Genomic DNA, 11,948 nt, shown 5'->3' with positions numbered 1-11,948 from the left:
TAAATTCAGAGAATCATGCAGGACGAAAATAGCATCCGACACAAAGATATTAAGGGTTGGGGTATTGATGCCGATCCACTGGATCTGCCCGCTTATCCGATGAAAATACGTAGTGAAAATGATAATAGAAAAGGTCTTTTTTGGGAAAGGCCCTTACAACAGGCGGCGCAGGTTGAAATTCTTGTTTCAAATGAAAGGCCAACAATTACTTCCGTTTTTGGAACGCCCAATCCGCCTAGTGGATTAAGTGGAAAAATACGCAGATATGCATTCAAATTCAGCGAATCAAGTTATGGCCACTGGCTGTCACTTCTTTTGGCCGACCGTGTTAATGTGATCGAGGGTATTGTTGATGATATCAAGCAAGGTAGTTTTCCAAATTTGTTCGCCGAGCTTGGGGGAAGAGCAGAGCTAAAGCATAATCCGGCGAGACTGGCGAAAAAAGTGGCCATTGGACTTGCTATTACCGCTGGCATCGTCCTTTTGTGTAAACGAAATAGCAGAGACAGAAGTAGCTAAAATATATTGACCAATATGGACTATTAAAAGGGATTACGCTGTCTTTGCTTGTAATTGCCGCACTAGCAGAATACTGGTGGTAAATCGCCAGCTCTCAGTAAAATCATATCTGAATCAGATAAGACAGAAATAGGACATTAGTTCGTCCTTTGGCTATCAGCAGCAAGTAATTCAAAAAAAAATCCTGTGAATTTATTTTGTTGAATCAAAAAAAGCCGTTGCAGTTTGGGCTGCAACGGCTTTTGCAAATGCTGATACATTGCATCACGGGACGATCACAAAGGAGTCTGTCGCCAGCTCCTTTGAACTTTGAACCTTAATGCTGTATTTTCCTGGTGACAGACTTTGCAGACCAAGATTCAGGTTTTGCTGGTCAGGAGAGGCCTTTTTGTTGTCATTTTGATAAACGGTGTTGCCTGCCAGGTCATATACCGCAATTTTTAGCTGCTCTGTGGCTTTAAGGCCGCGGACTCTAAAAAGTAAGGTTTTGGCCTGGGAAGGATTCGGAAATGCGGCTACATCAAAAGGCATCTTTGATCCTTTCACGGCAACAATCGAGCTATATTGATAGCTGCCATCAAAATCGACTTGTTTGAGCCGGTAATAGGTGTAGTCTGAATTATCATTTGGGTCGGTCGTCTGATACTTTACCGCCGATTTAGAAGATCCGGCACCCTTAACCACACCAACGGTCTGAAAGCCAATACTCGGATTGAGCGTTCTTTCGATCTGAAAATAATCATTATTAACCTCTTCACTGGTCTGCCAAAGAAGCAAGACACTTGACTCATTTAGCCGCTCACCGGTGAAGCTTATCAATGTAACCGGCAAAGGTTTTTGTGTGCAAGGCACAATCATCGCGCATGGGTCCGTGCTTAATGCTGTTGTTTTTAGAGTCCGGGCAGCGTAGAAGCTGGAATTTGTCTTTTCTGCCAGCCGTTGCACAGTCAGGTGCGCCTTGGTCTTGCCAAGTGATTGCCCTCGGGCTGCGCCTGCCAGAAAAAGTAAAGACAGAAAAAATAGAAATCTCATATTGGATTTGCGAATTAAAATAAACTAATCAAAATTCGGGGTTCAATGTCGGAATGTCAAGTTCGAAAGGATTCGGATTAGCACTAAAAACGCCCGTCTTGGCATCTTGTGAATAGGTGGTAATTCTGATGGCTTTGTATACAAAACTGACGCTCTCTGCAAGTGTTCCACAATCATCACATCCTGCACTTGCGTCAGAGATTTTTGTAACAAAAACATTTTTAAGTTCTATCTTATGGACCACCAATTCGCTGCCCTGCTGCGGCCTTGCTGTTGTAGCAATTTCAATCAGTGGAATGGACTTGCCTGCCGCAATATTTTTCAGTAGTTCGTTTGATAATTTATCCACATTCTTAGTAATTGAAATTACATCGAAACTTGGTTTTCCAACCGACGCACCGCCACCTTTGGTGTAAGAAGATTCTGCTTCGGCGCCAAACTGCACCCCTGTAATCTCAATATAATTTTCATAGCCTTTAATCAAACTGCCTTTGGCGGTGAGCTCTCCGGCTTTTAAAAAAATGTGCTGGGCAAAAGCAGCATCAACATTTAGAAAAAGAAACGGTAAAATCATTAAAAGGGAATAGCAGAATTTTTTCATAGTACTGAGTAATTAAGAAAAATTAAAAAATAGATTGAAATTGTAAAGAGTGAAGCATCTTAAATTAGGAAAATTCAGGTTAATCAGTTGGGCATTTGATTTGATGAAAGCTCACGTTGGGATTTTTATTAGTTTAATCTAGTTGTGCTGTGGCATGGAACCACTCAAAGGTAAATATAATGGCTAGCTCTTTATTTAAAATAAGGGTGAAATTTATTTAAAGGTTACTGGTAGTTCGTAGGGGATTTATAATATTCCCTAATATCTGGACACTACTTAAATTTTTTAATTCATTATGAAGTCCTCTCTGGTTTTCAGACGGTTGAAAGTAGAGTTTCTGGTGTCAAATGGTCTATAACACGTTATCTATATTTTAATGGCTTATTTTCAGCCATATATCCGAAAGTGACAAAGATGGGTATATAGATTATTCGGGAACAATGAGAGAAGCATTTGAATTTTATAGATCTATTAAAATAATCCGACGTAATTCGCCGGATTACAAACGCTTCATTTATCTTTTTTGTCTAAGTTCTCTATTGATCCTACTGGTGAATCCTGTTTGTATGGTAAAAAATGATCGATTAAATCTTGTAATAGCTAGTGCATTTTTCGATTTTGCCCGTTTTTTCTTATGCTGTTTTACAGAGAATTAATAACAGATTCTATCTCTTGCTCTATTTGCAGACTTGAATTCATGATCCTTTTTATATATCCTGCTTTGTCGATTACAATGCTGGTCGGCCATAAACTGACCTGGTATTTTTTATCTGTTTCTGCCGAATTTGGCAATAATTTAAAATTGAAGGGATGTTTCTTTACAAAGGCCTTGATCTGGTCCGCGTTGTTAAAAGTCAAAGCCAGAAAAACTACATTTTCGTTTTCATTACGGCATACTAACGCATTTAATTGCGGTATTTCCTGAACGCAGGGTGCACAAGAAGTAAACCAAAAGTTGAGCACTACAATCTTACCACGGAGCTTGCTTAAAGTCCAGGACTTGCCTTGCAAATCTTTCATTTCAAAATCAGGTGCTGGTTTGTTAAGCATGGATTCCATGGCCTGTTCTCTTTTAGTATTTGCGATTTCAAGTTGCTGTCTGATTTCATCAGTCATCGGCATCAGGTGAACAATACCCTTTTCGTCATCTTTTTTATCATGCGCAAACAAGACCCTTCCCCATGCCTGTTTTAGACTGTCTAACTTTTCCATCGCAAATATTTTACCGTCAGGTAACAAATATTTTATGTTCTTTTCCGGTAAGTGGCTAATATCGGATGCTGTCTGCGCTTTTAAAGGCAGGCCTGAGACACAAAGGGAAAATGTCATTAAACAAGTCGTGATCTGAAAATTTATTTGTTTCATATTGGTTATTTATTAGCTGTGCGTTTTGCTTGGGAAAGCGGCTATTGCCTATTAGCACTTTTTAGATAATTTAATTCAAAGATGTTTTTAATAGTTCGAAGAACCTTGCAGACGCCGACTCACTTTCAAGCCATGGCAGATGGCCGCACTTCTCAATGAAAAATATCTGGGTTTGGGCAACAATGCTTTTAGTCTCGTACACGGTCGATTCACCGACTGGGTCCTGCCGGCCCTGGATCAGATAAACCGGGCTTTTAAAGTTACGCAGGCTTGCCACTCTAGACTTTTCAGTCCTATTGTAATCTTTTAGCGTAAGCGAATTGACTATACCTGCATTGTGGTCAGCAAGACTGGTGTCAACAAGCACCTTGGTAGCCAGCGCAATTTCCCGGTTGTAGAAATATCCCGGCCAAATTGCTTTCATTTTAAGCGCAAAAGAGTCAGCCAGTTTTGACTCAGAGGAATCTTCTTCCCTCAGGCGCATTCTGATATTACTGTTAAAATATTTGAAAAAATTAGAGGTAATGCCGCCAGGGCCGAGAAGGATCAGTCTGTCAACATGTAGCGGGTACTTTGCCGCGTAAGCGAGCGCAAGCATACCACCCCAGGAATGTCCTGCAATGACAATTTTCTTGATATGAAGGTACTTACGAAGAATTTCCAGGTCGTCGACATATCTTGAAATGGTCATGTGACTTGAATCAATTTTATTCAGGGAAGAACGTCCCGTGCCGCGCTGGTCGGGAACGATGAATCTGTATGTCGGAAGGGCTTTCCAGATCGGAGCAAGATAGGCCGCATTAAAGCCCGGTCCGCCCGCCAGCAAAACCACCGGTGTGCCCTGACCATATTCATTGACATTTAGTGAAATGTTATCAGCGGACTGAATTAAATAGTTTTTCTGTGCAAGCAGGATTGTCTGCTGCAATAGCAGGACCCACAAAATTGTTAAGTTTCTTCTCATTCTGTTTGTTATTAGTATCTGCCTAAAAAAGCAGCTTTGCTGCGGCAAAGATCACAAGCTGGTTTCTGCTAAGCATTCACCTATGGTAATTTCGTAAAGCCGGGTATACTAAATTTCATTTATTAACCTAGGCGAATGCTAATAGCCTGGGAACACCGGAGCTTTGTCAAAACAAAACTTCAATACAACCTATGCATGACTCAAATCTGCTTTTGAACAATCAAAAGCGAAACATCAAACTTACTTGTCTTTTTTTTCTTTTGGTGACATCATTGTTTGGCTGTAAAGACAGTCACCAGGAGAATATAAATTTTTCAGATTATTTTATTTCCGACACTTCACATGTTCAGACAGGAGGGGTCAAAATGGTTCCGGTGAAAACACCGGTCGGTATTCAACATGTTTGGACAAAGCGAATAGGTAACAACCCGAAAATTAAAGTTTTGCTGCTGGCAGGCGGTCCTGGCTTTCCGCATGACTATCTGGAAGTTTTTGAAAGCTTTTTTCCACAAGAAGGAATAGAGTTTTATTACTATGACGAGCTTGGCTCAGGTAACTCGGGCAAACCAGCGGATTCGACAAGGTTCAGTGTGGCAAGAGCTGTTGAGGAAGTCGAGCAGGTACGCCTGGCCTTGGGTTTGGGAAAAGAAAACTTTTACATTTTCGGACACTCCTGGGGTGGGCTTCTTGCGATGGAATATGCGCTGAAATATCAGCAGCATGTAAAAGGGCTGATCGTTTCGAACATGTGTGCGAGTGGAAAAGAGTTTAACCGTTACATCCAACAGGTACTTGTGAAACAAATTCCTTCCTCTGCACTGGACAGTATAAATCTGCTGGCTGCCAGAAATGATTATGCGAATCCCAGATATACCGAGCTGGTTACAGTGCACTTTTATGCCCACCATGTCTGCAGGATACCGGTCAATGACTGGCCGGAACCTTTCACAAGAGCCTTGGGCAGATCGAACCAGCCTTATTACCTTGCTATGCAGGGTCCCAGCGAATTTGGAATTATTGGCAGCTTAAAGAACTGGGATATCAGCGGACGGTTGATGCGAATAAAGGTTCCAACGCTTATGATTGGAGCAAAATATGACGAAATAGATCCAAAGCATATGCAATGGATGAGCAAACAGGTCGTTAACGGGAAATTTCTGTACTGCCAAACCGGAAGCCACCTGAGCATGTATGATCAGCAGCAGTTTTACATGCACGGGATCATTGAATTTTTGAAAAACGGCACAGTACCCAAACCCTCTATTTAATCATTACCGCTCAATGACCAGTAGTATAAACAACCAGCCCTATTCGGCAAGAGCCGTTCATCCCGGGATAAAGACATTATCTGCGTTTTTTATTTATCTGTTGACTTCTTCCACCTTATATGCTCAGTTCAATGTCACTATGATGATGCCGGCCAATTACAAGCGACCTTTTGGAACATTAAGAAATAACACTTTTATAAGAAGCGAAACCTTATTTACCATCAAAGAAAATCTGCCTTGGAATGGCCCTATAAATGTGAGAAATCCATGGAGATATCATCGTACGCCGGCCTTGTTGGTTATAGCCGTTAATTCAAAAAGCAGGATGGAAATAAACCCGCTGATGATTAAATCAAATTATAAAGTGCAGCATCGCTTTTGAATTATAATGTATTGAGACGGGCCTGCAGCACCGCAACTTCCTGTTCAAGCTTTAGAATATACTGATCTTTGGCTTCAATCATCTCTTTGATTTCGGCCAGGCTGTATTTAGGTGTGATGTGCTGCGGGCAATTCCAGTCGTAGGCTTTTATGTGAAAAAGTATTAAACGCTCAGGCTTGAACTTATAATCCTGGGGTTTAAGAAGATCAAATAGAAATGGATTTTCGCTGATCTCGACCACTTCTGCCTGGGCATAAAGCTTTAACCTCGCCCGCAGCGGGTAGGAAAGAAGAATCAGCGACACATTTGGATTTTTTACTATGTTACCAATCGAAATGTACTGGCGGTTTCCGCTGAAATCAACTATTCCTATGGTTTGCTTATCAATGACCTTAATAAAACCCTTCGGCCCGCCACGGTGCTGAACATACGGAAACCCGTTATTGCCAAATGAAGCCATATAAAAGCTGTCCATCTCGGCTATGAATCTGTTTTCAACAGCAGTCAGGCCTTCAACATCACTGTTTTTTTCCACCCGTTCATAGGCTCCGCGGCTTCCCATTCTTTCCTGGATTGCTTTGATGTCGTCGGTAAATGCTAATGCTGAATAGTTCATGGCTGTAATAATCAAGCTCGGCCCAGGTTTTTGTAAATCAGATCGACTGGATTTGTCTTATCATCTGATTTGTAAAGCCCCATTCGTTGTCGTACCATGCCATGACTTTAACCAGATCGCCATCTACCACAAGGGTCATTTCAAGATCTACCGTTGCGGCATATGGACTTTTAACAATGTCGCTCGAAACCAGCGGCTGGTCAGTAACGTCAACTACTTTCTCATACCTTGGCGTAGCTGATTCTTCTGTTAATATCCTGTTGATTTCTTCAATGGTGGTTGGCCGCTCAGCGATGAAGGTAATGTCTGATATCGATCCTACCGGAACCGGAACACGTACTGCGATGCCGTCAAACTTTCCTGCATACTGGGGTAGTGCCTTAGTGGTTGCAACTGCTGCACCGGTAGCTGCGGGAGCCAGATTGTTCGCAGCTGCCCTGCCCATGCGCGGCTCACGCTTGGAGGGTGCATCGATCAGTGTTTGAGAGGCAGTGTAGGCATGAGTCGTATTTAGGATGGCTTTTTTGATCCCGATTCTTCGGCCCAAAATTTCAATAATCGGACTGATGTTATTGGTAGTACAACTTGCGCACGAAAATACGGCTACTTTCCCATCCTGTGTATTTACGCCATGAACAACGGTTGGCGTATCTTTTGTGGGTCCCGAGATTACAACAAATTTAACTCCGGCAGCCAGATGTTTTTCGGCAGCGGCCTGGCTGGTGAAAATACCGGTACTTTCGATAACCACATCTGCACCAAGCGATTTCCATGGCAGGTTTTCAATTTCCTTTAAACTGGTATATTTTACAGATTTGCCATCAATCAATATGTTGTCACCTTCAATTTTAACTTCCTTTTCGTATATGCCATAATTGCTGTCATATTTCAGCAGGTATGCAGCGTTTTCGATGCTCATCAGGTCGTTAATACCTACCAGTTCCAGATCATTGGTTTCAAAAATAACTTTGAGGGCAGATCGCCCGATGCGTCCAAAACCATTGATAACTATCCTTTTCATATTGTCTTTTGTTTTAAAAAGTTGATGGTTCAATATTGGTATTTTCCTGGCTATATTCCAACCAGGAGGGCTTATCAGCAGTAAGCGGTACAACATCTTTCCGGTTATATACAACGGATCGGGGGAGCACTATGGGAATTTTGTAATCAGGAACTGCAAATTCTTTCTGAACAGAAAGAAGCTGATTTGCGTCCTAAATTGATTATGTACGCTGATAAAGGGAATCCTGCGCTAAGCCGGTATGGACGAATTATAAATTCAGGATTGTTTCAGTGCAGCTTCCAGGTGCTGAAATAACCGAAATATACAGCGAATGCGCTACTGAGCACATTGCTGTGCCTATGGTCACAGCATAATTTTGCATTACAATCTTACTTCGTTAAACAGGTTTGCCTACTGTAAGTCAAGATAAATAAGATAGTCAAAGCAAGTGATAATAAACGTTTTTAAACCAAATAGCAGATATGATTCCATTTGATCAATTTAATGATGCGCAATTTTCCAGTGACGAGTGCGGCGATACGATGTGGAATGAAGCGAATCTGAATCCTGAGTCCGATCAAAACAGTCAGCGCTTACCGTTACCTCCCTTTACATACGAGACAGCACTGCTAAAAGTGCAGCTGGCCGAAGATCTATGGAATAGCAAAAATCCAGAACTTGTTAGTCTCGCCTATTCACAGGACACAAAATGGCGAAACAGATCTGAATTTATTTCCGGGCGGGAAAAAGTAAAGCAGTTTTTGACACAGAAATGGAAAAAGGAACTGGGTTACCGCCTGAAAAAGGAGCTTTGGAATTTTTCGGAAAACAGGATTGCTGTACGCTTTGAATATGAATCACATAACGAAAAGGGACAATGGTTCAGAAGCTATGGGATTGAATTATGGGAGTTCAATGAAAACGGGTTAATGGTGAATAGAATTGCCAGTATCAATGACGCTCCGATTGATGAAAATGAGCGAAGAATTTTCTGATAATCAGGTCCACGACCAGTTAGGATTTAATAGTACACAGTGAATTTCCACCAATAATCGATTATAAGCAATGAAAACCAAACATCAATTTATCAAGATCAACGGGGTAGATATTTTTTATCGTGAAGCCGGTCCGGCCGATGCCCCTGTGCTGGTACTGCTTCATGGATACCCCTCATCCTCACACATGTTTCGCAATCTAATCAGCAATCTTTCAGATAAATTCCGCCTGATCGCCCCTGATTATCCAGGATATGGAAGAAGTGAGCAGCCGAAAATATCCGACTTCGAATATACATTTGCCAACTATGCCGTTATCGTCGAGAAGCTTCTGGAAACGCTCGGAATTAATAAATTCAGCCTCTACCTGATGGATTATGGCGCTCCGGTAGGATGGAGGATTGCTTCTGCGAATCCTGAAAAAATTGATACCTTAATCATTCAGAATGGTTGTGCCTATGAAGAAGGTCTGGAAACATTCTGGGATCCCTTCAAGCTTTACTGGGCAGACAGGAACGATAAAGTCTCAGAGGATACGCTTAAAACCTTTCATGCACCAGATGGACTGAAATGGCAATATACGCACGGAGTTCCCGATACTAGCGTGGTTAGCCCGGATAACTGGGAAATTGATCTGCGTCACCTGGAACGTGAGGAGAACGGGCAAATTCAGCTGGATTTGTTTTATGATTACCGTACTAATGTTGTACTCTATCCGAAGTGGCAACAATATCTTCGGGATTCTAATCCTGAGATGCTGATCGTTTATGGAAAGAATGACTATATTTTCCCGGTTTCAGGGGCTGAGGCTTACAAGAAAGATGTCAAAAACCTTGAATTCAATCTGTTCGATGCAGGGCATTTTGCGCTAGAAAGTGCAGGGGAGGAAATTGCGGACAAAATCAGGGATTTCCTAACCCGAAAAGTTCTTTGAAATTAGTTTGAAGATGATTGACCAGGATTTTTAAATTTTGGTTATTCGAACTTCACAGCGACGATTTTTCGCCGCTGTTTTTCTGTTTATACGACACATTAAATGATAGAATAGCGCAGTCAAAACTCTTTTTGCCATGAGGATCTCTGCAAATTAACTCCTTTCGATGAAGCACTATTTCCAAAAAGTCCTTTGGGTGATATACATCATAAGTATTTCGATGATCGTCCGGACACACACTTTCAGCCAAAGTCATTACAAGTACCGGGCAGATTCTTTATCGCAGCTCCGTAGCAGTGCAATTCATAGTTTTAAAAAGGGAGAAATACAGCGAGGCAAAAATTTATTCAAAAAACTGATAGACAATACCTGCGGACCCGGAAATGAACAGTCTGAAGCGGCTTTATGGCAGGAGCTCGCCATGCTGATCCGTTCACGTGACACAACGGGCATAACACGAATGTATTGTTTTGAAAAAATGGTGTCCCTTTATAAAAAAGCGGGCATAGAAGATAAAGAAATAGAGTCATTGAAAAGTATTGCGGATCTGAATATGGTGCACGGTAAATTAGATATTGCTGAGGCCCAGTTATTAAATGTACTTCACCGTTACAAAGCGATTGGTTATCCCAAAATTTATTATGTATATGACCTTCTGGCCGTTACCAACCGCTATAAGGGCGATTTTAGTAAAGGTATTTTATATGGCTTGAAAGCCGTGGAAAGTATGGAAGCCAGCCGGGATTTTTCCCCGGCTACTACTATTTACAGCCGTATCGCCAATATGTACAGAGAGCTGGGACAAACTGAAAAAAGCGTCGCATGGTATTGGAAAGTGTTCAGAGAAAGAAAATATACTGAAACAGTTAATCAGTATATGTTCAGGGATGCAGGTTTTTTGGCAAGGGAGCTTATCAAACTCAAAAAACAAAAGGAAGCACTTTTATTTATTCTTGATATTCAAGCGAAAAACAAACCCAATGGCGTTTATGCCAAAGCAAGTTTATTGGCATCGCTGGCCTACTGCTATCATGCTTTAGGTCAGAATCAACATGCCGAACGCTATTACCGGAATTTGATCACCCTTGACAGCCAGCTAGAAAAAAACAATGAGGTGACCACCGATGTACATTATGAAATCGGGCAGTATTTTATCAATAAACGGCAATATGGGAAGGCAGTAATTTATTTACACAAAGCATTAAATGCTTCCGAAGGCGTCAATTCACTTTCTGATAATAAGGAAATATATATGATGCTTTATAAATCCGATTCGGCGATGGGAAATTACCGCTCGGCGATGCAGTACTTAATGAAGCATAAAATATTAAGCGATTCGATTTTTAATGAAACCAAAAGCCGGCAGATTGAAGAACTGCATGTCCGTTATGAAATGGCAAAAAGAAAAAAGGATATGCAATTGCTCAACAACCAAAACCAGCAGGCGCATAAGATAAAAAATATAACCCTTGGCGGCGCAGTATTGCTGCTGATCGTAATCGTGCTGTTATTCAACCAGTACATGATAAAACAAAAAAGCAACCGCGAGCTTGAAACACATCAGAAAGAACTGGACCAGAAAAATATTTTTTTGGAAAAACTCAATGCAGCACAAGATAAACTTCTTAAAGAAAAAGAGTGGTTGATCGGCGAAGTGCACCACCGGGTCAAGAACAACCTTCAAATGGTGATTAGCTTACTGCATTCCCAATCTACTTACCTTAAAGATGTTGCTGCTGTTGCCGCTGTGAAAGATAGTCTTTTCCGAATGCAGGCAATGTCGCTGATTCATCAAAAGCTTTACGAGCATAAAAATACGAATACAATTGAAATGCCTGAGTACATCAATGACCTGGTGGCTGATCTTCGTGAGAGTGCTGATACTATCAGCCAGATCGATTTTGAACCTACGATAGAGCCGTTAAATCTTGATGTCTCCCAGGCACTTCCCCTGGGATTAATCATTAATGAAAGTATTGTTAATATTATAAAATATGCATTTCCACAACCGTCATCCGGGGTTGTTCAGATAAGTTTGCTGCGGGATGGGCCGGACCACATTCTGCTCAAAATATCAGATAATGGCATAGGTCTGCCGCCGGGTTTTGACATTACAGAGCATCATTCGCTTGGGTTTAATCTGATTCGGGGACTGGCAAAACAGCTAAAGGGCAGCTTTTCTATTGAAAGCGATCAGGGGGTGCATATAACAGTAAGATTTGTTGATTTAAATAAATAAATTTATAGTCTCAATGGGATTTCTCGCGAA

Annotated in this window: 12 protein-coding genes; 6 read left to right on the top strand and 6 right to left on the bottom strand. The window is 41.4% G+C overall.

Going from position 1 to position 11,948, the window contains the following annotated elements; translation table 11 throughout:
* Positions 1 to 15: 15 nt before the first annotated feature.
* Complete coding sequence (locus IEE83_RS15370; RefSeq protein WP_194121424.1) at positions 16 to 519, top strand: hypothetical protein; 504 nt, start codon at positions 16 to 18, stop codon at positions 517 to 519.
* Between the two features lie 264 nt (positions 520 to 783).
* Here the strand turns inward: IEE83_RS15370 and IEE83_RS15365 are convergent, their stop codons facing one another.
* From IEE83_RS15365 to IEE83_RS15350, 4 genes are all read right to left on the bottom strand, one after another.
* Positions 784 to 1,551: a T9SS type A sorting domain-containing protein gene (locus IEE83_RS15365; protein WP_194121423.1), complete on the bottom strand. Its 768-nt coding sequence runs from the start codon at positions 1,549 to 1,551 to the stop codon at positions 784 to 786.
* Between the two features lie 28 nt (positions 1,552 to 1,579).
* Entirely contained in the window at positions 1,580 to 2,152 is a 573-nt protein-coding gene (locus tag IEE83_RS15360) for a type VI secretion system tube protein Hcp (RefSeq protein WP_194121422.1), read from the bottom strand.
* Between the two features lie 642 nt (positions 2,153 to 2,794).
* On the bottom strand, positions 2,795 to 3,364 hold the full coding sequence (locus IEE83_RS15355; protein WP_194121421.1) for a peroxiredoxin family protein: 570 nt from the start codon (positions 3,362 to 3,364) through the stop codon (positions 2,795 to 2,797).
* A 223-nt stretch (positions 3,365 to 3,587) separates the two neighbouring features.
* The gene (locus IEE83_RS15350; protein WP_194121420.1) at positions 3,588 to 4,481 is read right to left on the bottom strand and encodes an alpha/beta fold hydrolase; all 894 of its coding nucleotides are present in this window, start codon (positions 4,479 to 4,481) and stop codon (positions 3,588 to 3,590) included.
* A 191-nt stretch (positions 4,482 to 4,672) separates the two neighbouring features.
* Between IEE83_RS15350 and IEE83_RS15345 the strand changes: the two genes are divergently transcribed.
* On the top strand, positions 4,673 to 5,749 hold the full coding sequence (locus IEE83_RS15345) for a proline iminopeptidase-family hydrolase (protein WP_194121419.1): 1,077 nt from the start codon (positions 4,673 to 4,675) through the stop codon (positions 5,747 to 5,749).
* Between the two features lie 13 nt (positions 5,750 to 5,762).
* The gene (locus IEE83_RS15340; RefSeq protein ID WP_194121418.1) at positions 5,763 to 6,131 is read left to right on the top strand and encodes a hypothetical protein; all 369 of its coding nucleotides are present in this window, start codon (positions 5,763 to 5,765) and stop codon (positions 6,129 to 6,131) included.
* A 1-nt stretch (position 6,132) separates the two neighbouring features.
* Here the strand turns inward: IEE83_RS15340 and IEE83_RS15335 are convergent, their stop codons facing one another.
* Together IEE83_RS15335 and IEE83_RS15330 are read right to left on the bottom strand one after the other, a co-directional pair.
* Entirely contained in the window at positions 6,133 to 6,747 is a 615-nt protein-coding gene (locus IEE83_RS15335; RefSeq protein WP_194121417.1) for a pyridoxamine 5'-phosphate oxidase family protein, read from the bottom strand.
* A gap of 37 nt (positions 6,748 to 6,784) precedes the next feature.
* A complete protein-coding gene (locus tag IEE83_RS15330; RefSeq protein WP_194121416.1) occupies positions 6,785 to 7,768 on the bottom strand; it encodes a type I glyceraldehyde-3-phosphate dehydrogenase in 984 nt (327 codons plus the stop codon).
* Between the two features lie 464 nt (positions 7,769 to 8,232).
* On the opposite strand from IEE83_RS15330, the gene IEE83_RS15325 reads away from it, so the two are divergent.
* From IEE83_RS15325 to IEE83_RS15315, 3 genes are all read left to right on the top strand, one after another.
* Complete coding sequence (locus IEE83_RS15325) at positions 8,233 to 8,745, top strand: DUF1348 family protein (protein ID WP_310588512.1); 513 nt, start codon at positions 8,233 to 8,235, stop codon at positions 8,743 to 8,745.
* Positions 8,746 to 8,815: 70 nt separating this feature from the next.
* On the top strand, positions 8,816 to 9,679 hold the full coding sequence (locus IEE83_RS15320) for an alpha/beta fold hydrolase (RefSeq protein ID WP_194121415.1): 864 nt from the start codon (positions 8,816 to 8,818) through the stop codon (positions 9,677 to 9,679).
* 166 nt (positions 9,680 to 9,845) lie between these two features.
* Positions 9,846 to 11,918, top strand: a complete 2,073-nt coding sequence (locus IEE83_RS15315) for a tetratricopeptide repeat-containing sensor histidine kinase (RefSeq protein WP_194121414.1) — start codon at positions 9,846 to 9,848, stop codon at positions 11,916 to 11,918.
* Positions 11,919 to 11,948: the final 30 nt, after the last annotated feature.

The sequence above is a fragment of the Dyadobacter subterraneus genome, from assembly GCF_015221875.1.
GTDB lineage: Bacteria > Bacteroidota > Bacteroidia > Cytophagales > Spirosomataceae > Dyadobacter > Dyadobacter subterraneus.
Note: the sequence above shows the minus strand (reverse complement) of the source record. Positions and strands in the feature narration are given on the sequence as shown.